Raw genomic sequence first — 23,179 nt, 5'->3', positions numbered from 1 at the left:
TTCGACGCAAATCCTGCGCATTTCGGACGGTGGACGTCGCCGTGAGAACCAACTAAGGCCTTTCTGATGCTGGGCATTCACGAAATCTGGCTGTTCGTCCTGTCGGGCGTGCTGCTCAACATCACGCCGGGTCCCGACACGGTCTATGTCATCGGGCGCAGCCTGCAGATGGGCTGGCGCGGCGGGGCGGCTGCGGCTTTCGGCATCAGTTGCGGCTGTTTTTTCCACGTGGCAGGCGCGGCCATCGGCCTTTCCGCGCTTTTGATGGCCTCATCCACCGCGTTCTTGATCCTGAAGCTGGTCGGCGCGGCCTATCTTGTCTTGACCGGCCTCCAGATGCTGTGGTCGCGGCCGGCGCTGGTGGCGGTCAAGGATGAGGCCGAGCGGAGCCCGCTGCGGCGGGTCTTCCTCCAGGGCGTCTTCACCAACGCGCTTAATCCCAAGGTCGCGCTGTTCTTCCTGGCCTTCCTGCCTCAATTCGTCGCAGCCGATGCGCCCCACAAGCCGCTGGCCTTCCTGACGCTCGGCCTGATCTTCATCTGCACGGGGACACTGTGGTGCCTGGTGCTGGCGGCGTTCGCGGCCAAGGCCGCTCACCGGTTGCGGCAGTCCGAGGGCGTGATCGCCTGGGTCAACCGTGCCCTCGGCGGCCTCTTCATCTATCTCGGCATCCGCGTCGCCATGCTGCAGACGCGGTAACCCATCCGAACGGATGAGAGGGTCTCTCGTCAGGCGAACTCCTTCAGCAGCGCGCTGCCGGCCAGATAAACGCCGAGCAGGATCATCGCGACCAGGAACCAGCGGCGGAAAGCCTCCGCCGGCATCCGCTGCCGCACAGACTGGCCGACATACATGCCGGCAAATGCCATCGCCATGGCCACTGCGCCGGGCACGGCATTGGCCGGCGTCAGCAGGCCACCGGCCGTGAGGTTGAAGGCGAGCGCAAGCGTCGCCGTCGTGAAGAACACGCCGAGCGCCTGCACCAGTTCGTCCTTCTCCATCCCGATCGCCTGCATGAACGGCATCGAGGGGATCACCTGCACGCCGGTCGAGGCCGAGATCACGCCGGTGATGAGTCCGACCACGCCACCGACCCATTTCTCGTTCTGCGGCGCGACATGGAACTTGAATTTGCTGAGGCCGAGGATCGCGTAGATCACCAGCAGCACGCCGAGCACCACGGTGCCGTAGCGGCCATAGGGGCCGGTCAGCGCGCCGGCATTGAGCCAGCATCCGATGACAGTGCCGATCATCAGCGGCCACAATCGCTTGAGAATGTCGCGCAGATAGGGGCCGACGAAGGTCTGCCAGATGTTGGTGACGATGGCGGGCACGATCACGATGGCGATCGCGCGGCTCGGCGCCATGTTCACGGCGAGCAGGCCCATCGACACGGTCGGCAGCCCGAGCCCGACGACGCCCTTGACGAAACCGGCCACGAGGAAGACGGCGGCGATGAGAATGAGAAGCGGGTCAATCATGCCTGCACATTGACCGAAGCCGCGCGCGGGCACAATCTGGAGGTTACGGAGACAGCCTTCGCAAATGGCGAAGTCTGATCTTGGAGGACACGAAGTGCGCTTCGACCTGGTCGATCTCCAGCTCTTCATCGCGGTCGCCGACCAGCGCAGCATCACCCGCGGCGCCGAGCGTTCACATCTGGCCCTGGCCTCGGCCAGCGCGCGGATCAAGGGGCTCGAGGACGCGCTTGGTGTCGGCCTGCTCAAGCGCGGGCGGCGCGGCGTGGAACTGACTGCAGCCGGCGAGAACCTGCTCGACCATGCGCGGCTCGTGATCCACCAGGTCGATGCCATGCGCGGCGATCTCGCCGGCTTTGCCAGCGGCGTGCGCGCCAGCGTGCATTTCCTCGCCAACACCTCGGGCCTGTCGGAGCATCTGCCGAAGGCGCTGGCCGGTTTCCTGCGCGAGCATCGTGACGTCGCCATCGACATCGAGGAGCGCGAGAGCACCGACATTGCGGCCGCGATCACCGCGGGCGCCGCCGATCTCGGCTTCGCCGCCGAGCACGCGCTGCCCGATCATATCGAGCGTTTCGTGTTCAGCGAGGATCGCCTGACGCTGGTGACGTCCAAACGCGGCCCGTTCGCCGGCCGCCGCCAAATCGATTTCAAGGAGGCGAATGCCTGCGAGTTCGTCGGCCTGACCAGCGCCACGGCGCTTCAGATGCATATCTCAAAGCATGCCGCGCGGCTCGGCATGCGTCCGCATTTTCGCGCGCGCCTGCGCGATTTCGACGCGATCTGCCAGATGGTCGCCGCCGATGTCGGCGTCGCCCTGGTGCCGGAATCCGCCGCCCGCCGCTGCGCAAAACTGATGCCGCTCGCCATGGTCCGCCTGCGCGATGCCTTCGCCAACCGCAAGCTGGTCATCTGCGCGCGCAGCTTCAAGGCGCTGCCAAGGCCGGCGAAGATGCTGGTGGAGCATCTAAGGGCGGCGGCGATGTGAGGCCTTACTTCGCCGTTTCCACGCCGGCATCCTTGATCACCTTCGCCCATTTCGCGGTCTCGTCCGCGATGAACGCGCGAAAATGCTCCGGCTCGTCGCCGACAAGCGTCGCGCCCTGCTGGGCCAGCTTGTCCTTCACCGCGGGATCCGCCATGGCCTTGGTCGCCAGATCATGCAGCGCGGCGACGATCTCCTTCGGCGTACCCTTTGGCGCGACCATGCCGTACCAGTTCTCGATGCGCAGATCGGGAAAGCCGGCTTCCTTCGTGGTCGGCACGTCGGGCGCGGTCGGGGCGCGCTCCACCGATCCGACCACGATCGGCCTCAGCGCGCCGGCCTTCACCTGCGGCAGCAGCACCGGGAGATCGAGGAAAGTCATCTGGACCTGCTGACCCAGCAGATCATTCACGGCAGGAGCCGCGCCGCGATAAGGCACGTGGACGATATCGATCCCGGCGGTCAGCTTGAGCAATTCGCCGGCGAGATGCGGCAGGCTGCCGGGGCCTGAGGAGGCGAAGTTGAGTTTTCCCGGCTGCGCCTTAGCGAGCGCGACCAATTCGCCGATGTCCCTGGCCGGCACGTTCGTCGCCACGACCAGCATTTCAGGCACGGTCGCGACCAGCGTCACCGGGGTCAGGTCATTGAGCGCGTCGTAGGCGACCTTCTCCATGCTGGGGCTGATAGCGAGCGCACCGGCAGAGGAGATCGCGACGGTGTAGCCGTCGGGCACGGCCTTGGCGACCGCGTCAGTGCCGAGCACGCCGCCCTGGCCACCGCGATTGTCGATCAGCACGGGCTGCCCTGCCAGTTCCGACATGCGCTGGCCGATGACGCGGGCGATGATGTCGTTCGGGCCGCCGGCCGGGAACGGCACGATCAGCTTGATCGGCTTTGCAGGAAAATTCTGGGCGGTTGCCAGCGTCGGAAACAGCAGCAGGACGGCGAGAACGAGCTTACGCGAGCTTTTCATGCAAGCTCCTCGCTCGCCTATGCATTGAGCAGTTTCAGTGCTTCTTCGTGCACGCGTGCGTCGCCAGCCGCGACGATGCGGCCGCCGCCCTGGGCCGGCTCGCCTTCCCAGGTGGTGACGACGCCGCCGGCGCCGGTCACGATCGGGATCAGGGCTGCGATGTCGTAAGGTTTCAACTCGGTCTCGACCACGAGATCGACATGGCCGGCCGCCAGCATGCAATAGGAGTAGCAATCGCCGCCATAGCGCGACAGGCGTGCGCCCTGCTCGATCCGGCCGAAAATGGCGCGGTCGCGCTCGTTCATGAGCAAGGGAGAGGTGGTGTAGGTCGTGGCCTCCGACAGCGAGGCGCAGCGGCGGACCTGGAGCCGGCGCTCGCCGGAGGGGCCTTTATAGGTGGCCGAGCCGTTGTCGCCGGAAAAGCGCTCGCCGATGAAGGGCTGATGCATCATGCCGTAGACAGGCGCGCCCTTGTGAAGCAGCGCGATCAGCGTGCCCCAGATCGGAAAGCCGCCGATGAAGGACTTCGTGCCGTCGATGGGGTCGAGCACCCAGACATAGTCGGCGTCCTCGCGCTCATTGCCGAATTCCTCGCCGACGATGCCGTGCTGGGGGAAGCTCGCCTTGATCAGCCGCCGCATCACCGCTTCAGCGGCGCGGTCGGCCTCGGTCACCGGATCGAAATCCTTGGTCTTGCTCTTGTCGTCGATCGACAGCGAGGTGCGGAAGAACGGCAGGATGGTCTCGCCGGAGGCGGTGGCGAGCCGTCCGATGAAGGCTGAGAAATCGATCACCGTCACGGCGCATCCTCAAAACGAAAGTTGGGTGAAGTTCGCATCTGCCTAGCTCAAATCGCCGCGCGCGGGCAGCGCTGTCTTGATTTGCACCCTGGTATTTTGGACCCGGTTACCGGCGGGCCAGGGAAACGATGCGGCGAGCCATATGCCGGCCAAATATCGATCACCGAGTTGAAAACTTAGTTCCGAATATGCCTTGTTCGTATGCAAATGACTATCAACCCATTGAATTTACTTATCAAAGAAACTGAATCTGGGTTTCTCTGAGAGCAAATGAGCCATGTGTTTTTGCATGGGAAACCGCTCAAAAGCCCTTGCACTTTGTGCGGCGCGGCGGCATATTGTTGCGGTGCGGTAGCGCTCTGCGTTACCGCTGCCCTCCTTGGGCGTTTCCTCCCTAGACTTGGGCCGCTTGCGTCATTCGCGAGCGGCCCTTTTTTCTTGTGTCGCCTGTTTTCAGTTTAGCGCGCGATTGATTGCGAAACGAAACACGTTCGCGCCCATCGCAGATCGATTTCGGAGCGCGTCTATTCCGCCGCGGCCTGGAACGGGCCGAGATCACCGAAGGGGATGGTGGTCGCCAGCACGTCGGCGAGAACGCCAAAGTCGTTTGCGACTTGCGCGAAGCGCGGCCCGCGTTCGCGGCGGCGCTCGTCCATGTAGATCGCCCGGTTGAACTCCAGCTGCACCGCATGCAAGCCGCTGGCCGGGTTGCCGTAATGCTCGGTGATGAAACCGCCGGCATAGGGCTTGTTGCGGCCGACGGAATAGCCGAGCCCGGTCATGGTCTCCTCGACCCGGTCAGGCAGCAGCGGCGTGCAGCTGGTGCCGTAACGGTCGCCGATCACGACGTCGGGCCGGCGCGGCTCGTCCCTGCTGACGCCGACCGAGGGCATCGAGTGGCAGTCGACCAACACCACTGTGCCGAACATCTGGTGCACCTTGTTGATCAGCCGGCGCAGCGCGCGGTGATAGGGCTTGTACAGCGTCTCGATTCTGGCCAGCGCGTCGTCGACCGCGATGCGGTCGCGATAGATCTCCTGGCCGTCGCCGACCACACGCGGAATCGTGCCGAGGCCACCTGCGACCCGCATCGAACGGGTGTTGGCAAAGCTCGGCAGCCGGCCGGTGAACATGCGAGGGTCGAGCTCATAGGGCTCGCGATTGACGTCGACATAGGAGCGGGGAAAGTTGACGCGTACGGTCGGAAAGCCGTGATCGCTCAAATGGCCGATCAGCTCGTCCATGAAGGAATCTTCGGACCGCCGCAATTGCGGCAGGTCGATGCGCGAGGCGCTCAGGAAATCGTCCGGGTAGGTCGATCCGGAATGTGGCGAGTTGAAGATAACAGGCGCGCGCCATTCGGCGGGCTCCACGATCTCGAATGCTGGCGACGCGTCGCCGTCAAACCGGGTCATCTTCTCAGGCTTCGTCCCTTCACGCCGCGCGATCCAGCATGGGTGCAGATCGAGTGATTCGGCCGGTCGAGCGGCTCTTATGTGTCGTCATTGTCCGGAATCGCAACCATTCTGCCAAGCGAAAAGATGTGATCCGCGCTGGAACACGTCTTAACCGTGCGGGCATCAAGGCGGGGTTCACCGCGCGCTGCTCGATTGATTCGCAGGCCATTCGGGTTCACAAGGAGCCGGCAGCACGGCCGTCCCAGGGTAAAGATTTTCACCCCAAATTTACCCTCTGTCGGGCTTAGTGACCTCTGCTGATATCCTCTGGGGAATCGACGTTCTGCCATGCCAAAAATCCTGCTCGCCGAAGACGACAACGATATGCGCCGTTTCCTGGTCAAGGCGCTGGAAAACGCCGGTTTTCAGGTTTCGTCCCACGACAACGGCATGGCCGCCTATCAGCGGTTGCGGGAAGAGCCGTTCGAGATGCTGCTCACCGACATCGTGATGCCGGAGATGGACGGTATCGAGCTCGCCCGCCGGGCCTCGGAACTCGACCCCGACATCAAGATCATGTTCATCACCGGTTTCGCCGCGGTCGCCCTGAACTCGGATTCGGACGCCCCCAAGAACGCCAAGGTGTTGTCGAAACCCGTTCACCTGCGCGAATTGGTGAGCGAAGTGAACAAGATGCTGGCGGCCTAAATTGGCCCCCTTCCGTCCTTGCACCGGCTCCCCCGAGCCGTTATAGGGACCCCACCCGACGCAAGTGGACTTATTAGGGCGCGTAGCTCAGCGGGAGAGCACTACCTTGACATGGTAGGGGTCACAGGTTCGATCCCTGTCGCGCCCACCACGCTTCGGCTTCGCGTGGCGCAGCCACGCCCAATAACAGGCGAAGCGTGTCCGGCGTAGCTCGTAGAGCGAAGACGGACCGTTGCATCTTGCTGCGCTGTCCTTCTTCACTTCACGTCAGCGGTAACAGATGCTCCGGAATCGGTATCGGGGCTGACGGCACCAGCGAGGCGACGGAGACGTGCGGCCAGGTCAGGCCGTTGAAATCCAGCATCACCTTCTGCGAATATTGGATCTGTGTCGTCGACACCCGGACGCGACCGCCGGCAAAAGCCTTCCCCGGCACGAACGGCAGCGTGGCGACGAAGCTTGGCACCAGCGGCACCGTGCCGCTCTGCAACGTCTGCAGGATGATCGGCGGCTCGCCCGATGCGATGCGCGGCACGTCGATGTCGTAGATGACAGTCTCGATCCAGAACACGGCGTCCATCTGGAATGCGTTGGCGTTGGCGCCGTTGCCGCCGGGCGCTGGAGCCGGCACGCCCTGGAGGAACGCGATGTTCGAGGTGCCGCCGGCAAAGCTCGGTGCCTGTGGATGCGGCCCCGCCGAGGCAACGGCCGGCAACGGACCTCCCGATAGCGGCGAGCCGGGCCTGGTCGAGGTCTCGATGACGATGGTCTGGCTGATGGTCTGATGCGCGATCTGGTTGCGCAGCACCGTGTTCGGATCGGTGATCATGGCCTGCGTCAGCTTTCCGGACGCGATCAGCGCAGTGAGATCCTGCGGCAGCCTGCGTGTGGCCTTGTTGGTCGCGGTCTGATTCTGGAACGTGATCTTGTTGGCAGGATTCCCGCCCAGGAACGGCGTGATGTCGACCGCCGCGATTGCAGGCTTGCCGGCGATGGCCGGCAGCGCGGCGCCCTGTGCAGTGATCGTCGTACCGTGCGGGATCGAGGCCATGCGGGCGACGGTGAACGGTTCGTGCGGATTGGCGCTGGCAGGCACCGCGAGCCAGATGCCGGGCTCGAAGTGGATGCCAACGGGCGTTCCAGTGGTCACGTCGTTGATGGTCTGAAGATATGGCACGCCGTTGAGGAAGGCATCCGCCTGCGGCCCGGAGCCGCGATTGGGAATCGAGCCGAGATTGTTCGAGAACGACAGCGTCTCGTCGGTGAGGTTCAGCTCCAGCACGTTGTCTGGCGGGTCTGTGGTGGTGATCGGTCCGGGCATCTGGGTCGGTGTCGTTGCGCTGTCCGGCCGGAAGATCGTGTTGAACCCCTGTCCGGTGAATGTGCCGGTGAAGGCCGACAGCGGACCAAGCGTCGGCGGCAGGGTGACAGGCACCGCAGCGGGAGCGGCGGTGGCGCGTGCGGCAGCCCTGAACACGGAATCGACCTGATGGATGGAAAAGTTGGCGGTCTTGCTGAAGGCGCTGGTGAGCGGCTTGGGTTCGTCCATGGAGCGTTCCTTTCGATGGCGGCAAGCGCAATGGTCGATGCCGGCGCTGTCCCGGGCCGGCGCTCCGGGCGGATCATGGGTGCACGCACGAGGCAGCCGTCGCATCGCCGGGTTCGGCGAGACGTCAGGCATTTTCGGCACTGCTCGCGATCTGTCGGGTCGTCACTCGTCGCAGGGTCGTCTGTCTCGCCCCGCGGGACTCGAACTCGATGTTCGAAAATGAAATAGTCGAGAAATGATACGGGGTTCGTGCGCCCCGTTCGTCTTGGTTACATCTTTAGTATGATACAACCTAGGCGTCGCTTCAAGTGTGTTTCATTTCACAGGTGCTGGAGCGCGTGAGGAAAACGTCGGCGCGATACTGGACTCCAATCAACGGAATGCGAATGATGCGGACGATCTGTTTTGCTTTGGCGGTCTCGGCGCTGACGGCGTCAAGTGCGCATGCTGCAACTGTCGACTGGCAGGCTGAAATGGAGCGCTGCCGCGCGGTGCGCGCGAGCGTTGCGCCGCTGCTTGCGGCCGGCGAGGGGATATCCGCCATCGGCCGCTCCAACAGGTCCGTCCGTCGCTGCATCTGGATCCAGCGCATGGCGGTGCGCAAGAAAATCCCCGGCGCGGAGACGTGGTAACAGGTCTATTCAGCTGCGCCGGTTCTTCCACGCCAGCAGCAAGTCCTTCAGTCCGGTCGGATAGAGGCTCGGTCCATCGGGCTCATCGAGTTCCGCAAGATCGAACCAGCGGGCGGTGATCTCCTCGCCGTTGTCCTCGCGAAATTCAATGCGATCCTGACCATCGAACGCACCTGGCGGAAACGCGACCTCGACGATGAACATCACCTCGTGTCCGGTCGCGCCTTCGTGCACAAAGATGTTTTCCATCGTCAGCGGCTCGCCGATGATGGTGACGTCGATGCCGAGTTCCTCCGTGAATTCACGCAAGAGGGCCGCGCGCCAGCTCTCGCCGAACTCGATCTCGCCACCGAGCGGGCGCACGCCCTTGATCCGCGCCGCATCGTCGCGCACCTCGGCCGCGAGCAGCCGCCCGTCGCGCCAGTGAAGGCCGATCGCGACGACGCGAATGTGCTGATGCGGGCGCCATGTGGTCATGGAGGCATCGTTAGTCGGCTTTGGTCGATCCCGCAATGAGGAGGCAGATTACGACCCGCAGGGTGGCGATGGTGGCCTCTTCCAGCGAGACCGGGACGGTGTCGAAGAACGGCTGCATCATCCAGATGACCAAGCGGGGCGAGGTGAAGAAACCGGCTCCGCTCTAAATCACTCCACCAGATATTTCTTCACCGCCGCCTCATCCCACTCGATCCCGTTGCCAGGCGCCTCGCTCGGAAGCGCATACCCGTCCTTGATTTTCAGTCGGGTCGCCAGCACCGCGTCGGCCCAGTCGACATATTCCAGCCAGTGCGCCGTCGGCGTCACGCAGAGCAGATGCGCGCTCACCTCCGAGAACAGGTGCGTCGACATCTCGATGCCAGCGGCATGCGCGAGCGACGCCGCGCGCATCCAGCCGGTGACGCCGCCGATGCGCTGCACGTCGGGCATCACGTAGTCGCAGGCCTCGGCCGAGAGCGCGGCCTGCATCGAGAACGCGCTGTCGAAATTCTCGCCGATCTGGACCGGCGTGCGAAGCGCATCCGCGATGCGGGCGCAGCCCTCGTAATCGTCGTGGCGGACCGGCTCCTCGATCCAGGTCAGCCCCTCGTCGTCGAGCATCTCGCCGCGGCGGATCGCTTCCGTCACCGTCAGCGCCTGATTGTAGTCGCACGTCAGCGTCACGTCGTCGCCGACCGCTTTCCGCACCGCGCGCACCACGGCCAGATCCTCGCGCGCGTCCGGGCGGCCGACGCGGATCTTGGCGGCGTGAAAGCCCTCGGCCAGCAGCTTGTGCGCTTCCTCCACCGCGGCGCCCGCAGCCATGATGCCGAGGCCTTTCGAGTTGTAGGCCTTCACCGGCTTCGGCGCGCCACCGAGCAGGCGGGCAAGAGGCAGGCCGCGGGCTCGGGCCAGGGCATCCCACGCCGCCATGTCGATGCCGGATTGTGCCAGCCGCTGCAGGCCGGCGAGCCCGAGCAGTGTGAAGCGTTGCGTCAGCTTCCGCTCGATCTCGAACGGCAGCAGCTCGTCGCCGGCGAGCAGCTCCGACATTTCCGTGACCATCATGGTCAGCGGCTTCAATGCCGACGGCGTGATCGAGAACAGATAGGCATGCCCTGTTACGCCCTGGTCGGTCTCGCAGTCGATCAGCACCAGCGGTGCCTTCGCCACCGCGCCGGTCGAGGTCTGAAGCGGCAAATTCATCGGCACGATCACGGCGCGCGCTCTGAAGCGGACGATGCGGATGCTAGAGGTCATGGGATCTCCCGGCGGAATGAATGCAGGTTCATGCGCGATCTTAAGCATTCGTTGTGAAACGAAAAGCGCCTTGCTGCGACCACCATAAAATGGGGTTGCGCCGTCGCGCGTTTATTGGCTCTGTGCGGGCCGCATGCTGTGCCGCAAATCACCAGAACTTGCGACAAAAGCGCACACAACGGAGCCGTCAAGTGAAACAAGAGATCGCCGAAGAGCAGCGCAAGAACGGCATCCTGATCGGAGCTGTGATTGCCTTTCTCCTGCTGGCGCTGCCGCTGGCGGTCTGGCTGGACCTGACCGAGCTCAGCAAGAATGCGCTGCGCCGCCAGGCCGTCGATCTCAACTCCGTCATATCGAGCGTGCGCAGCTACTATGCATCCAACGTGGTCGGCCGCGTCCTGGCCCATCCCGATGGTACCACCAGGGTCGTTCACAACTACGAATCCGTCCCCGGCGCGATCCCCATCCCGGCGACGCTGTCGCTGGAACTTGGCCGCGTCATCGGCGCGCAGCAGGAAAACATCGCCTACCGCTTCGTCTCCGATTTCCCGTTCCAGAACCGCGCGCCGCACCAACTCGACAAGTTCGAGAAGGATGCGCTGGCCGCGCTCCGCGCCGATCCGGAGCAGAAGATCATCGACACCGAAACCTCGCTGTTCTCGGACAAGGTCCGTCTGGTCGCGCCCGTCACCATGGGGCCGGCCTGCGTCAGCTGCCACAACAGCCATCCCGAGAGCCCGAAAAAGGACTGGAAGGTCGGCGATGTCAGAGGCATCCAGGAGGTGATTATCGCCCAGCCGATCGCGGCCAACATCTTCTCGTTCAAATTCCTGCTGGCCTATTTCTTCATCGCCGCCGGCTGTGGCCTGTCGTTCCTGTCGCTGCAGCGCCGCCAGGCCAGCCGCATCAAGGGCATGAACAAGGAGCTCGAATCCGCCAACGACTTCCTGGCTTCGCTGTCGATGAAGATTTCGCGCTATATCCCGCCCCAGGTCTACAAGAGCATCTTCTCCGGCCAGAAGGACGTCACCATCCACACCGAGCGCAAGAAGCTCACGATCTTCTTCTCCGACATCCAGAATTTCACCGCGACCGCCGAGCGGTTGCAGCCGGAGCTGCTGACCCAGCTGCTCAACGAGTACTTCACCGAGATGTCGGCGATCGCGCATGAGCACGGCGGCACCGTCGACAAGTTCATCGGCGACGCCATGCTGATCTTCTTCGGCGACCCCGAGACCAAGGGCGATCGTGCCGATGCGCAGGCCTGCCTGCAGATGGCCTGGCGCATGCAGCAGCGTCTCACCGAGCTCAATGCGAAATGGCGATCGTCCGGAATCGAGCAGCCTTTCCGCTCGCGCATGGGCATCAATTCCGGCTATTGCAATGTCGGCAATTTCGGCAGCAGCGACCGCATGGACTACACCATCATCGGCGCGGAAGCGAACCTCGCCGCGCGCCTGCAGTCGATCGCCGAGCCCGGCGGCATCGTGCTGAGCTATGAGAGCTTCGCCCTCGTCAGCGACATCGTCCGCGCGCACGCGCTGCCGGCAATCACGATGAAGGGCATCAGCCGCGAGGTGATTCCGTATTCGGTCGATGCGTTGAACGATGCGGTGGCGGCGAACCGCGGCGTCATCACCGAGCGTGCGCCGGGGCTGGAGCTCTATCTCGATCCGGCCGTGGTGAAGTCAGGCGATGCGGCAAGGGTGCGCTCGCTGCTCGAAAGCGCGCTGGCGTCGCTCAAGCCGGCGTGAGGCGGTGCGCAGTTGGAGGGTGCCCCAGCAAAAGGTGAGGGTAATCGTCCCTCCTTACGGCAGCCCACGCGCCTCGAGCTGCTTCACCAGCAGCAGCGTCGGCTCCGCCAGACTGTCACCCGAGCCATCCAACCCGAACGCCGCCGCGATGCCGTCGCGGCTGCGCAGCAGCGTGGCACGCGGGCAATGGCCGGCGCCGCACAATGTCTTCTTCAGCGTCTCGCCCTGCGCCACGATGTTTGCCGGATCGTTCGCCGCCCAGGCCAGCACGATCGGTGCATCGACATTGAGAATGCCGGGAAATACCGAACGCTTGTCGTACTGGGTGACGTCCGTGCCGAAATAGGCCTTCTCGCTGTCGCTGGCGTCCTTGCCGGCGCGGTAGATGCCGGAGACCAGCACGACCGCCGCGACATCGGCGCGGTCGGTCTGGAGCTCGGGATGCGCCAGGAGGCTGGCGACGTGGAAGGCGCCGGCGCCATAGCCGACCGCGACGATCTCGCGGGCATCGCCGTTGAACAGGTCGATATTGCCGTGAACCCACGACAGCGCCGCCGCCACGTCGGTCGCGCCCATCGGCCAGGTCGCGGTCGGCGCCAGGCGATAGTTGACGCGCACGCCGATCATGCCGTTGCGCGCGGCAAAGCACATCGCTTCGTCCTGGACGTCGCGGGACAGCTCCGGCGCGCCGCGGTCGCCGGTGAAGGTGTCGCCGGCGACGAACAGCAGCACGGGCCGCGGCGTGTCCGACTTGGTGATCTCGCTGGTCGCGACGTCGACGACATTGGCCTCGCTGTCGCCATAGCGCAGGCCGCGCGAGAAGGTGACCTGCTCGCACAGCCGTGCGACGCCGCCAGCGGTGGTGTCGTTGTCGGTAAGACCCGTCAGGACAAGGTCAGACGGCGCGGCGGAGCGCACCGCCAAGGGGCCGTGCGCGGAGGCGACCGTTGCGGTCAGGAGAAACAAAAATGCGAGACAATTCTTCATCATGAGGGTGCCGGCCTTGCGCGCTCCATATTGGGGCGCCGGTTTGGCCTGTCTTTTCAATTCGCCTGACGTTTTGCTGTTGTTGTTTGATCTTGCGGCGATTTCACGGCACCCCCAATTCGGTTCCTCGCCCCTGGATCAGCTGCCCGGCTGGAACGTACAATCCGCCCCGCTGCCGTCCTTCTGCCTGATGGCATTGGGGTCGATCGTGCAGCTCAGCTTGCTCAGGCTCTCGAAATTCGATCCCGCCGCGCCATCGGGCGGAATTCCCGCCAGGGCCTCGGTCGCGTAGATCTCGTTGGCCGTCGGCCCGTTCACGTTTCTGACCGTCTTGCCGAAGGTCACCTCGCAATTGCGCACGGTGATGTCGACATTGCCGGTGCGGCAGACGATCTTGTCGGCGGTCACGACAACCGGCTTCTTGTAGGAAATGTCGGCATTGGCGGCGAACAGCGTCGCCACCGCCTTCTTCTCCGCGCCGGACAGGGTTGGCGACAGCGGCGCGATCACGCCTGCCAGCGCCAGCGCGGTCGAGCCGGATATTTTCGATGGCGTGGCGCCGGAGGCGCCCACGACATGAGTGGCGCCGGCCACGAGCAGGGCACCGGCGAGGCAAGTCGAAATCGTGAGCTTCATGCGTGCTTTCCCTCTCCGGTCACAGCTCGCAAGCCTATGACAGATTTCCGGGCAGGGGGAGGGCTTTGGTCAAGAGTCCCGGCAGAGCCGAGCGCCGCGAAGTCGCTGGGTGCGCAAGCACGGTGTGGGGTCCGGACGGACGTCGGCTTCCGGGCGCGCGGTGAATGAGCTGTGCTCACGCGAATTCTTCGGCCATTGGGCCCGAAAACCGACCAAGACCCTATTTCAAGACGAACTCAATCGAGGCGCGCAGGCTGCGCCCTTGTTCGTTCAGTTTCGATCCAGAATTTCGCGGACCTTCAGCGCCAGTCTTGCCTGAGTGACCGGCTTTTCCAGAAGATCGACGCCCTCATCAAGCCGACCCTGGTGGATGACTGCGTTGCGCGAGTAACCCGTCATGTAGAGAACCCTGAGATCCGGCCTGATCTCCTGTGCGCGCCTTCCCAGCTCGCGTCCGTTGATACCGGGCATGACCACATCGGTGAGAAGAAGATCAATATGCTGGTTTTGCTGCAACAGAATTGTCAAAGCTGCCTGCGCGCTGCCGGCAGACAGAACGCGATAATTGAGGTCCCGCAGCACGTCCGACACGTAGCCCCTGAGATCGGCATCATCTTCAACGACGAGAATGGTTTCGACAGAGGTGCCTTCCGAGATGAGCTCTTCCGCATCGTCCGAATTGAGCTGCGCACTCCCCGCATAGCGGGGAAAATACATCTTGATGCTCGTGCCTTCTCCCACCTCGCTGTAGATCTTCACATGGCCGCCTGACTGTTTGACGAAGCCATAGACCTGGCTTAGTCCAAGACCGGTTCCCTGGCCCGGCTCCTTGGTCGTGAAGAACGGCTCGAATGCATGCTGCAGGACTTCCGGCGCCATGCCCGAGCCCGTGTCACGCACGCAGATGACGACATACTGGCCGACGGCGAGCTCCGGGTTGGCACGTGAATAATTCTCGTCGACGGCGACGTTTGCCGCCTCGATGGTCAGCTTTCCGCCATTCGGCATCGCGTCACGGGCATTGATCGCCAAATTCACGATCGTCGATTCCAGATGGTTCACGTCCGCTTCGATTTGCCAGAGACCGGCACCGCCGACTGACTGCACCTCGACGCGTTCGCCCAGCGTGCGCTGGAGAAATTCCTGAAGGCTACTGAGGAAGCCGTTGAGGTTGAGCGGCTTGGGATCAAGGGCCTGGCGGCGCGAGAAGGCGAGCAACCGGCTTGTCAGCGCCGCAGCCCGCTGGGCGCCGCGCTTCGCGTTCGCCAGCGCGCGATGGAGGTTGGGCCCTCCTGCATTGCGGCTGCTGCGCTCCGCGTTCTCGAGATTGCCGAGGACGATCATGAGCAGATTGTTGAAGTCGTGCGCGATGCCGCCGCTCAACTGTCCAACCGCTTCGAGCTTCTGCGACGCAACAAGCTGCTCCTGGACGCGTTGAAGCTCGTCCTGTGCCCGCTTGCGCTCGGTGAGATCGCGCGTGACCTTTGCAAAGCCGATGATCGCACCGCTTTCGTCGGTGATCCGATCGATGACCACCGAGGCCCAGAACCGCGTGCCGTCTTTGCGCATGCGCCAGCCCTCGGCTTCGAACCGGCCTTTTTCGGCGGCCTCTGCCAGAGCTGCCGTTGGCACTCCTTTTTCAAGATCCTCGGGCGTGTAGAACGTGCTGAAATGCCGGCCGATAATCTCTTCCGGCCGATACCCCTTGATGCGCTCGGCCCCGGGATTCCAGGTTGCGACATGGCCCGTGGGATCCAGCTGGAAAATGGCGTAGTCCACGACGGCTTCGACGAGCCGGCGATAGCGCCTTTCGCTTTCCACGAGATCATTATGGGCCTGCTGCCGCTCGGTAATGTCCCGCGTGACCTTCGCGAATCCGATCACCCGGCCGTCTTCGTCGCGGATCGCGTCCAGAACGACGAGGGCCCAGAAGCGGCTGCCATCCTTCCGCACACGCCAGCCCTCGGAGGCGAAACGCCCCGTCGCGGCGGCCGTCGCCAATGCCATTCTCGGCAAATCCTTCTCTCGATCTTCCGGTGTGTAAAAGGTCGAGAAGGATTTCCCGATGATTTCCTCGGCAGCATAGCCTTTGAGGCGCTCTGCCCCCTTGTTCCAGATTCTGACCACGCCGTCAGCGTCGAGCATGAAGATGGCGTAATCGACGATGGAATTGATCAGCAATTCGAGGCTTAGGGCGCCCGCTGCAGCGGTCGTTTTCATACCATGGAAACTCAAAGGACGGGCTCAACCAACGTCAGGCCTGGGAGAATGTTCCTGGACGGAAAAAGCTCCCCGAGATGCATCGTTGCAGATTCCTGGGTTCCACCTCCTGGCAGATATTTGGTCATTGCACTGATCCTGAGCCGCTCCGCCGTCGTATATCTGGCGGAGGTCCAGATGGAGCGCGACAATCTCCTGCAATTTCCGTGTCCCGATCACGGCCTGTCATCGGAGGAGTTCGCTTGCGAGGTCACAAAGCTCACGGGCGAGTTGGCATCGGCACTTTCCGGCGGGGAAGACGGGTATGCCCAGCGTCTGGCGCGTATTGAGAAGGCCAGCATTCTGCTGAAGGACATCAGCCTTCTCTTGTCGCGGGGACGCGACAGACAGCGCGCTGCCGAGACATTCGAACGAGTTATGCGTTCATTGGCGGAATTGCGCTCAAAGTTGCGGGAGGACGCGTAACAAGCGGACGCCAAAGGTGATCTGAGCCGGTTGCTTTCGATTTCACGCTTGTTCTGGCGCCGCGAGGACGAGGACGAGGCCGCGGCTGCGTCAGGCGGACGCGGCCTGTTATCTAGGTCCTGCGCAGGCAGGCGGATCGCCCGCCTGCGCAAACGCGGATCGGCTAGCTGATCGGGCCGCCCTGGAGTGCGGTGAGCAGCTTGCCGCCATCAGGCACGCCCCAGCCGGTGCAGGCGTCCCATCCCGGACCTGCCTGGTATTGTCCGCCAAGCAGACCGTCGGTGTCGTTGTTGCCGACGGTGATGTCGCGCAGCACGCCGGCCGGACCGAACTTGGAATAGAGCAGGGCATTGAAGTTGCCGGACCGGGCGCCGAGCGCGGCGTTGATCCTGGCGATCAGGCTGGCCCACAGCGGCGCGGAGGCGCTGGTGCCGCCGACGATGCCGAGCTTGCCGCCCGACATGGTCAGATAGCCCGTGGCCGGATCGGCGTTGGCCGCGACGTCGGGGATCGCGCGTCCGGCGAAGTGACCAGGGTTGATCGACTTCGGCACGATGCCGTTCTGCCAACTCGGGACCGGCGTGATGTCGCTGACGCCGCCGCCGGTGCCGCTGCCCGGTCCGTCGTTCCAGACGGTCTCGGTCAGCTGCACGTGCTTCCTGGCATTTGCGCGCGCATGCAGGGTCGTGCCGCCCACCGCCAGCACATAGGGACTGGTGGCGGGGAAGTTCACATGGGCACGGCCGTCCTGCATCTGCGCTTCCGAACCGTCGTCGCCGGTGGACACGCAGAACGTGATGCCGAGATGGGCCGCCGCGAGGAAGCTGTGGTTGCAATGGTCGATCGCCGCAGGTGACCAGATCACGCCGGCATTGTTGAAAGCCTGGTTCTCGTCCCAGCCCCAGCTGATCGAGACGACCGAGGGATCGTTGACGGAATCGCTGACGACCTTGGCGAGGCAATCGACCAGGCCCTTCTCGTCGAACGTCGAGAAATAGGTGGCGATCCTGGCGCCGCCGCCGAGCGCGCCGGCGACGTCGACATCCAGCATCACCTCACCGGTCGAATCGGGATCGCCGGCGGGATCTGTCGAGACGCCGTCGACGGCGACGACGGCAACGTTCGGCGCCGGAACGCCGATCTTGCTGAAATAGGCCGCGACATCGGGGGTCTCGACGCCACCGCCGAATTCGAGCAGGCCGATGCATTGCTTGCTCGCATCGGCTTGCGGGAATTTGTAGATCCCCGCGAGCTCGGTCGGAATGAACCAGTGCCGCACCGAGCTTGCGAAATCCGGCTTCGCGCTGCTTGCCGAATGGCGCGAGCGGCGGAGCACACGGTGGTTGTTCAGGCCGAACACGCCGGTGATGGCATCGCCGACGTCGCTCGGGACGTGCACCGGGCCGGTGCGTGCGTGGAAGTCGCCGAGATGCGGATGGGAATAGTCGAACAGCGTGACGCCGAAGGCGTCGCTGACGTCGTCGACGGTCCCGGCGATGCCGAGCCGCGCCGCGGCAGGCTCGTTGCGGGTGACGACGAGCTTGTGCGCCTTGGCAAAATCCTCGATCGACTTGATGGCTTTGGGATCGGAGCCGTAGCGGCTCTCGAGCTGCTCGCGCGTCATGTATTTGCGCGCCTTGGGAAGCTTGTTGTCGAGGTCGGACAGATCGGGCAGATCGGCGGAGCGCTTGACGCCAAGCGTCAGCTCGATCCAGCGCTGGCCGTTGGTCCGGCGCATCGCCTTCGAGCCTGTCGGCAGTTGATGGACAGAGTTGGGAAGTTCGACCATGTGGGGTGTTGCACTCGGGGACATAGTATTTCCTCCTTGCACGGGTGGCGGACGAACCGGGAAACATCGATTTGCGAACGCGGGTTCTGGCGTTCGAAAGTATTCAGGTGTTTGAAAATGAATCGTTGTGTGCCGGCCACAAAGCCGGCGCGTAAAATGAATAAAACCTAAAATAGCAAAACGAAGCGATGCATCCTAACAGCGGGATGCCGATGCGGCAAAGCCGATCGCACGATGCGCGTCTCACAATCGCGTCAGTCGATCGCAGGCACGCTGCACCGATGCGCCAATCGAGCTGACGTAGTTGGACTGTCGTGCTGTCGCGGCGCGTGTGCGAGCCGGCGATGCACGCCGGCTGATGCGTCCGGCGAGGGGACAGCTGTTCGACGGTTCAGGCGGCCATCTTGCGCGAGGCAGATGTCTTCTTCTTGGTGGCCTTCTTCGCTGTCTTCTTCGTTGTCTTCTTGGCCGCCTTTTTCGCCGCCTTCTGGGCGGCCAGGTAGGCCTCGACCTTCTTGGAAGAATGGCCAGCGGCAGCGACGGCGGCCTTCAGCCTGGCTGGCGTGATCTTGAACTTCTTCGACCAGTAGCGGACTTCATAGGCTTCGCCGAGCGCGATCAGCTTCTTGTCGGCAGCGCGGTGCTTCTGCAGCTTGATGTACTCTTCGACCTTCTTCGCGGAGTGGCCGACTTTCTTGACCGCGTATTTCAACTTGGCGGGAGTCACCTTGAATTTCTTCGACCAGTAGGCGACTTCGTACTTCTCCGTGAGCGCAATCAGCTTGCGGTCCGCTCCGCCCCGCTTGGTCTTGTCGTCGGCCATGCTTGTCTCCTGCCCTGGGATCTGCGGCATGCAGTCTAGCATGCAATCGGATTTTGCGGCGCAAGATGAAGCGCGGGTGGCGATTTGCGCGGGTCGGCGGTTTTGCCGCGTCGGTTCAAATGGTTGGCGAGCGCGGCCCCGGCCTGCCGCGGCAGGGTCGTTCTACTTTGCATGGGGTTGTTTTTTCGACTTTTTGCTATTCGCGCGTCCGTGACGGAACCTTTTGCCGGCTGATGCGACTTATCCATGACACGGGGAAACACGTGCGAGGCTGTCATGGCAGACAAACATACCGCCGATCCGGCAGAGATCATGCGGGCGACCGGTCATCCCGAGCTGGAATACGCCGCCGGTTGGACCATCGCCGGGCTGGTCACCATCGGCACCATCGTCGCCGCCTGGGTGTTTGCGATCTAGGCGACAGGAAACTGAAGCTCGAAGGCGACGCCCTCCTCGGAGGGCTTCAGCCTGATCGAGCCGCCATGGCTCGCCATCACCGCGCGCGCGATCGCCAGCCCCATGCCGGTGCCGCCCTGATCGCGCCGGGTCGTGAAGAACGCGTCGAAGATCCTGTCGCGGTTCGGCGCCGAGATCGGCTCGCCGTCATTGCTCACTGTCAGCAGCACCGTCGTGCGCTCGTCCACCGCCTCCAGCCTGATTGTCCCGGCCTTGTGCCGCATCGCGTTATCGGCGAGGTGCGACAGCACGATCAGCGCCTTCTCGCCGGACATGCCGATCGCCCGCTCAAGACTGCCGCTGGCCTCGATGGTACCAGCCGGAAACCGGCTCCGCAGGTCGGCGATCACGGGCGCGAGCTCCGTGCGCTCGTTCTGCGGCGGGCTCTCGGCGCGCGCCAGCTCCCGCAGCCGTTGCGCCATTGCCTCCAGCCGCTTTGTGTCCGACAGGATGTTGGCGATGAACGTCCGCTGCTCTGATGGCGTGAGGCCTTCGGGCTTGCCTTGGTAGGAATCCTGCAACAGCTCGGCCGCGCCCTTGATCGAGGTCAGCGGTGATTTCAGCTCATGGGTGAGATGTGCCGAGAACGTCGCGATGTAATCGGAGCGCCGCGCCAGCTGCTCGGCCATACCGAGAAAGCTGTGCGAGAGCTGCGCGAACTCGCGCGTGCCGTAATGTTTCAGCGGCTGGAACGCCTCGCGGTCGCCGCTTCGAATCCGGGCCGCCCGGTCGATCAGCGCGCGCATCGGCAGCGTGATGGTGCGCGAGAACACGAGCCCGATCGCGATCGTGCCGAGGATCACGGCAAGCCCCGCCAGCACGAATTTCGCGCGCTCCTGATAAAGATGGTCGAAGATGTTGCTCGGCGTCCGCGTGGTGTAGATCACGCCTGCGACGCGGTTGTCGACGATGACAGGCATCGCCGAAAACACATGCACGCCAAGCCCGCGGCTGAAGGAATAGATCGGCGGCGGCGGCTTGTCCGGCACGCGGTTGCGCAACGTGGCGCGGTATTGGCCGTGCAGCGCGTCCGCGACCTCCTCGATATGGGCGAGCGACTGCCCGACCTCCTGCCGCCCGGCGATCACCACGCCCTGCGGATCGAGGATGCGAAAGCCCGCCAGCGTCACCTTCTGCGTCTCGCGGATGATCGGCGCCAGCTTTGCGCCGATCTCGACATAAGCGGCTTGCGCGGGCCGGGGCGCGACTTGCGCATCGGGCCGGCGCCGCAACAGGTCGTTGGCGGTGAGGTCCAGCGCGGGCCGGATCGGCGTGAACTGGTCGCCGGGATCCGGCAGCACGTTCGGCGGCACTTCGGCGCCGAGCGTGAGGCCGCTGCCGAGCCGGGCTTCGACCTCCTGCGCGTAGATCGTTGCGAGCACGCGGCTCTGCGCGATCAGCTCGGCCTGGGTCTGGCGGATCAACTGGTTGTCGTAGAGGCGGAAGAAGAACAGGCCGACCAGCGGCAGCACGGCGACGGTTGCGAGCACCGCGAAGATCACGAGGCCGAGCGACGGCCGCCATTTGTCGGGTGCCGCACTCATGCCTCTTTCTCGCAGCGCCCGAGCTTGAAGCCGACGCCGTGGATGGTCTCGATCACGTTGTCGCAGGCGAGCGCCGCAAGCTTGGCGCGGATGTTGCGGATGTGGCTGTCGATGGTACGGTCGGAAACCTGGATGTTGAGCTGGTAGGCTGCCCGCATCAGCTGCTCGCGGCTGAAGACCGATGTCGGCCGGGTCAGGAATGCGCGCAGGATGCCGAATTCGATCGCGGTCAGCTTCAGCGGCGCGCCGGCAAAGGTCGCAACATGCTGTTCGGGATCGATCAGCAGGCCACCCTGCGACAGCGCGCCCGGCTCGGCCTTGGCCTCGCCGCTGCGTGGGCTGAGCCTGCGCAGAATGACATTGACCCGCGCCACCAGCTCGCGCGGGCTGAACGGTTTTGTCACATAGTCGTCGCCGCCGATCTCGAGGCCGAGGATGCGGTCGATCTCCTCGTCGCGCGCCGACAGAAACAGGATCGGTACGTCGGAGCTCTTGCGGATCTCGCGGCAGACGTCGAGGCCGTCGAACTCGGGCATGCCGATGTCGAGCACGATCAGGTCGGGCCTGTCGGCGGCAAAGCGCAGAAGCGCCTCCCTGCCGTCGCGGGCCTCGACCACGTCCATGCCGGCCTTCTTCAGGGCGACGCGGATGACCTCGCGGATATGGCCCTCGTCGTCGACGATGAGAATGCGATGCGCCAAGGGCTTCTCCGCTCAGCCGGCCGGCCGGTTGCCGGGTTGGCCTTTGGCCTCGTCGTCCAACCTGCGTTGCAACCGCCAGCTGCGAAAGCCCCAGGCCCGCCAGACCATGTCCATGCGCTGCGTGTCTGCAAGACGATCGTGCCATCCGATAAGAGTATGATCGGCGCGAATCTGCAACATCTTCTCGATTGCCGGCAACGCCTGTGGTCCGAGCTGCGCGAGGTAGGCGACATCGATCTGCGCGCCCTTGCCGGAGACTTCCCGGCTGTGGGCCACATTATAGTCGGCAATGAACGCGTCGAAGTTCACCAGCGCACAGATATAAAGAATGATCGTTAACGCGATCATATTGGCGCCGATGAGCCACCGGTTGGACCGGTTGAGCAGGATGCGTGTCACGATCAGGATCAGACCCAGCGCCACCAGCCCCATCCAGATGAAGGCCGCGATGCGCCAGTAGGTCAGCATGTAGATGTCGACATAGAGATCGAGGCGAAGGATCGAGGACGCGACCAGCAGGACGTTCTGCCCGACCCAGAGATAGACAAGCGCTCGGATCACTTGGGACTTCTCGGCCGGTTCACCCGGACGCATCGCGACCAGCACGAAGGCGGCGGCGAGGACGGCGGTCGCGATCAGCGGATAGGCGCCGCGATGCGCGTAAGCTGCGTAGGTCATGTTGGCTGGCAATGCCACATGGCCCCAGAGATAGAGGCCGTCGAGAACGGACTGCGCCGCGAACAGAACATTGAACAGGATCAGCGAGCGCAGAATGGTGGACGGTCCCAGGAACTCAGCGGAGATCAGGGGCGGGACGGTCTCCGGTTCGGTGACATCGGCGACGGCCGGGATCGCGGCAGTCCTGCGCCGCCAGCGCACATGGACGAACGGCCAGACCAGCGCCAGCATCATCGTCCAGAACAGCGCGCGCGGAATGCTGATATAGTCGAGAATGACCTTCGGATTGAGCAGGGATACCCACTGCTCTATCACCGGGTTGGCTGCGGCGAAGAGTGCGACAAAGACCGTACCGAGCACCACCGGCAGCAGCCAGAGTGCAACGCCGCGGGTGAACGCCGACATGTTGAAGATCTGAAGCACTTCGAGGAAGAACCTGAAGGGGCCGAACAGGACGAGGTTGCGCAGTGCGCGCCAGCGGTCCGCGAGGCCGGTCGTCTCGGGATTGGTCGCGAGCAGCAGGGCCACGAGCAATGCAGTGACGAGGACCAGGAACGAAAGCGTGTTGAGCTCCTCGACGGCTGGCACGAGCCCCGCGATGAGAATGACGGCAGCGATGGTCGCGCGGCGCGGATCCAGGGTCGCGTGATTGAAGAGCACGCAGACGCAGACGATTGCGATCGCGAAGAGTGAGAGCGACAGCCCGATCCGCTCGCCATAGAACAGCCAGTCCGCAAGCGCAGCCAGCGCCAGCGCGCAGCCAAGCTTGGCTGGAATTGAGGAATGCCTGATCGGCCGGAGGTCCGTCGCGATCGTCGAAGCCAGGCTCGTCATGTCCAAAGCACCTTTCGTGATGGGTGGGATCAC

Annotated in this window: 23 protein-coding genes and 1 tRNA gene; 8 read left to right on the top strand and 16 right to left on the bottom strand. The window is 63.9% G+C overall.

Annotation, left to right across the window (positions count from 1 at the left end; all coding sequences use genetic code 11):
- Positions 1-66: 66 nt before the first annotated feature.
- Entirely contained in the window at positions 67-699 is a 633-nt protein-coding gene (locus JQ621_RS08010) for a LysE family translocator (protein ID WP_212233910.1), read from the top strand.
- A 29-nt stretch (positions 700-728) separates the two neighbouring features.
- Here the strand turns inward: JQ621_RS08010 and JQ621_RS08005 are convergent, their stop codons facing one another.
- Positions 729-1,481 (bottom strand): sulfite exporter TauE/SafE family protein, encoded by a 753-nt coding sequence (locus tag JQ621_RS08005; RefSeq protein WP_212233909.1) that lies wholly within the window; start codon positions 1,479-1,481, stop codon positions 729-731.
- A gap of 94 nt (positions 1,482-1,575) precedes the next feature.
- On the opposite strand from JQ621_RS08005, the gene JQ621_RS08000 reads away from it, so the two are divergent.
- A complete protein-coding gene (locus JQ621_RS08000; protein ID WP_212234293.1) occupies positions 1,576-2,466 on the top strand; it encodes a LysR substrate-binding domain-containing protein in 891 nt (296 codons plus the stop codon).
- A gap of 4 nt (positions 2,467-2,470) precedes the next feature.
- Here JQ621_RS08000 and JQ621_RS07995 read toward each other — a convergent pair whose 3' ends face one another.
- The 3 genes from JQ621_RS07995 to JQ621_RS07985 form a co-directional block, all read right to left on the bottom strand.
- The gene (locus tag JQ621_RS07995; RefSeq protein ID WP_212233908.1) at positions 2,471-3,436 is read right to left on the bottom strand and encodes a Bug family tripartite tricarboxylate transporter substrate binding protein; all 966 of its coding nucleotides are present in this window, start codon (positions 3,434-3,436) and stop codon (positions 2,471-2,473) included.
- A 17-nt stretch (positions 3,437-3,453) separates the two neighbouring features.
- Positions 3,454-4,236 (bottom strand): histidinol-phosphatase, encoded by a 783-nt coding sequence (gene hisN / locus JQ621_RS07990; protein WP_212233907.1) that lies wholly within the window; start codon positions 4,234-4,236, stop codon positions 3,454-3,456.
- 524 nt (positions 4,237-4,760) lie between these two features.
- Positions 4,761-5,651, bottom strand: coding sequence for an N-formylglutamate amidohydrolase (locus JQ621_RS07985; protein ID WP_212233906.1), 891 nt, complete (start codon positions 5,649-5,651; stop codon positions 4,761-4,763).
- A 330-nt stretch (positions 5,652-5,981) separates the two neighbouring features.
- Between JQ621_RS07985 and cpdR the strand changes: the two genes are divergently transcribed.
- On the top strand, positions 5,982-6,341 hold the full coding sequence (gene cpdR / locus JQ621_RS07980) for a cell cycle two-component system response regulator CpdR (RefSeq protein ID WP_007597092.1): 360 nt from the start codon (positions 5,982-5,984) through the stop codon (positions 6,339-6,341).
- Positions 6,342-6,417: 76 nt separating this feature from the next.
- Positions 6,418-6,492 (top strand) — tRNA-Val (locus JQ621_RS07975).
- A 111-nt stretch (positions 6,493-6,603) separates the two neighbouring features.
- Here JQ621_RS07975 and JQ621_RS07970 read toward each other — a convergent pair.
- The 3 genes from JQ621_RS07970 to JQ621_RS07960 all read right to left on the bottom strand — a co-directional run bounded on the left by JQ621_RS07970 (position 6,604) and on the right by JQ621_RS07960 (position 8,999).
- Positions 6,604-7,890, bottom strand: coding sequence for a heme-binding protein (locus tag JQ621_RS07970; RefSeq protein ID WP_212233905.1), 1,287 nt, complete (start codon positions 7,888-7,890; stop codon positions 6,604-6,606).
- 304 nt (positions 7,891-8,194) lie between these two features.
- The gene (locus JQ621_RS35855; RefSeq protein WP_212233904.1) at positions 8,195-8,494 is read right to left on the bottom strand and encodes a hypothetical protein; all 300 of its coding nucleotides are present in this window, start codon (positions 8,492-8,494) and stop codon (positions 8,195-8,197) included.
- A gap of 37 nt (positions 8,495-8,531) precedes the next feature.
- Positions 8,532-8,999 (bottom strand): NUDIX hydrolase, encoded by a 468-nt coding sequence (locus JQ621_RS07960; RefSeq protein ID WP_212233903.1) that lies wholly within the window; start codon positions 8,997-8,999, stop codon positions 8,532-8,534.
- 35 nt (positions 9,000-9,034) lie between these two features.
- Between JQ621_RS07960 and JQ621_RS35750 the strand changes: the two genes are divergently transcribed.
- On the top strand, positions 9,035-9,166 hold the full coding sequence (locus JQ621_RS35750; RefSeq protein WP_283813162.1) for a hypothetical protein: 132 nt from the start codon (positions 9,035-9,037) through the stop codon (positions 9,164-9,166).
- A 1-nt stretch (position 9,167) separates the two neighbouring features.
- Here the strand turns inward: JQ621_RS35750 and JQ621_RS07955 are convergent, their stop codons facing one another.
- The gene (locus JQ621_RS07955) at positions 9,168-10,259 is read right to left on the bottom strand and encodes an enolase C-terminal domain-like protein (RefSeq protein WP_212233902.1); all 1,092 of its coding nucleotides are present in this window, start codon (positions 10,257-10,259) and stop codon (positions 9,168-9,170) included.
- Between the two features lie 191 nt (positions 10,260-10,450).
- On the opposite strand from JQ621_RS07955, the gene JQ621_RS07950 reads away from it, so the two are divergent.
- Positions 10,451-12,013: an adenylate/guanylate cyclase domain-containing protein gene (locus JQ621_RS07950; protein ID WP_212233901.1), complete on the top strand. Its 1,563-nt coding sequence runs from the start codon at positions 10,451-10,453 to the stop codon at positions 12,011-12,013.
- A gap of 54 nt (positions 12,014-12,067) precedes the next feature.
- Here the strand turns inward: JQ621_RS07950 and JQ621_RS07945 are convergent, their stop codons facing one another.
- The 3 genes from JQ621_RS07945 to JQ621_RS07935 form a co-directional block, all read right to left on the bottom strand.
- Positions 12,068-13,000 carry an alpha/beta hydrolase gene (locus tag JQ621_RS07945; protein WP_212234292.1) on the bottom strand — a complete coding sequence of 311 codons (933 nt, stop codon included), beginning with the start codon at positions 12,998-13,000 and terminating at the stop codon, positions 12,068-12,070.
- Between the two features lie 138 nt (positions 13,001-13,138).
- Positions 13,139-13,636 (bottom strand): hypothetical protein, encoded by a 498-nt coding sequence (locus JQ621_RS07940; RefSeq protein ID WP_212233900.1) that lies wholly within the window; start codon positions 13,634-13,636, stop codon positions 13,139-13,141.
- 270 nt (positions 13,637-13,906) lie between these two features.
- On the bottom strand, positions 13,907-15,781 hold the full coding sequence (locus JQ621_RS07935) for a hybrid sensor histidine kinase/response regulator (RefSeq protein ID WP_249124962.1): 1,875 nt from the start codon (positions 15,779-15,781) through the stop codon (positions 13,907-13,909).
- 252 nt (positions 15,782-16,033) lie between these two features.
- Between JQ621_RS07935 and JQ621_RS07930 the strand changes: the two genes are divergently transcribed.
- Complete coding sequence (locus tag JQ621_RS07930; RefSeq protein WP_212233898.1) at positions 16,034-16,321, top strand: hypothetical protein; 288 nt, start codon at positions 16,034-16,036, stop codon at positions 16,319-16,321.
- A gap of 163 nt (positions 16,322-16,484) precedes the next feature.
- Here JQ621_RS07930 and JQ621_RS07925 read toward each other — a convergent pair whose 3' ends face one another.
- Together JQ621_RS07925 and JQ621_RS07920 are read right to left on the bottom strand one after the other, a co-directional pair.
- Positions 16,485-18,134 (bottom strand): S53 family peptidase, encoded by a 1,650-nt coding sequence (locus JQ621_RS07925; RefSeq protein ID WP_212233897.1) that lies wholly within the window; start codon positions 18,132-18,134, stop codon positions 16,485-16,487.
- 367 nt (positions 18,135-18,501) lie between these two features.
- Positions 18,502-18,933 (bottom strand): DUF3606 domain-containing protein, encoded by a 432-nt coding sequence (locus tag JQ621_RS07920; protein ID WP_212233896.1) that lies wholly within the window; start codon positions 18,931-18,933, stop codon positions 18,502-18,504.
- Positions 18,934-19,209: 276 nt separating this feature from the next.
- Between JQ621_RS07920 and JQ621_RS07915 the strand changes: the two genes are divergently transcribed.
- Positions 19,210-19,350 carry a hypothetical protein gene (locus JQ621_RS07915; RefSeq protein WP_167353997.1) on the top strand — a complete coding sequence of 47 codons (141 nt, stop codon included), beginning with the start codon at positions 19,210-19,212 and terminating at the stop codon, positions 19,348-19,350.
- Here the strand turns inward: JQ621_RS07915 and JQ621_RS07910 are convergent.
- Genes JQ621_RS07910 through JQ621_RS07900 form a run of 3 tightly spaced genes read right to left on the bottom strand, consistent with a single transcriptional unit; the run spans position 19,347 to position 23,146 of the window.
- Positions 19,347-20,933 (bottom strand): ATP-binding protein, encoded by a 1,587-nt coding sequence (locus JQ621_RS07910; protein ID WP_212233895.1) that lies wholly within the window; start codon positions 20,931-20,933, stop codon positions 19,347-19,349. The two genes, JQ621_RS07915 and JQ621_RS07910, sit on opposite strands and share 4 nt — an antisense overlap.
- Positions 20,930-21,634, bottom strand: a complete 705-nt coding sequence (locus JQ621_RS07905; RefSeq protein ID WP_212233894.1) for a response regulator — start codon at positions 21,632-21,634, stop codon at positions 20,930-20,932. Before JQ621_RS07905 ends, JQ621_RS07910 begins: the two co-directional genes overlap by 4 nt.
- Positions 21,635-21,646: 12 nt before the next feature.
- Positions 21,647-23,146, bottom strand: a complete 1,500-nt coding sequence (locus tag JQ621_RS07900) for a DUF4153 domain-containing protein (RefSeq protein WP_212233893.1) — start codon at positions 23,144-23,146, stop codon at positions 21,647-21,649.
- Between the last annotated feature and the right edge of the window lie 33 nt (positions 23,147-23,179).

This window comes from Bradyrhizobium manausense (assembly GCF_018129685.1).
GTDB classification, from domain to species: Bacteria; Pseudomonadota; Alphaproteobacteria; order Rhizobiales; family Xanthobacteraceae; genus Bradyrhizobium; species Bradyrhizobium manausense_D.
This window is presented reverse-complemented; position numbering and strand designations above follow the sequence as displayed.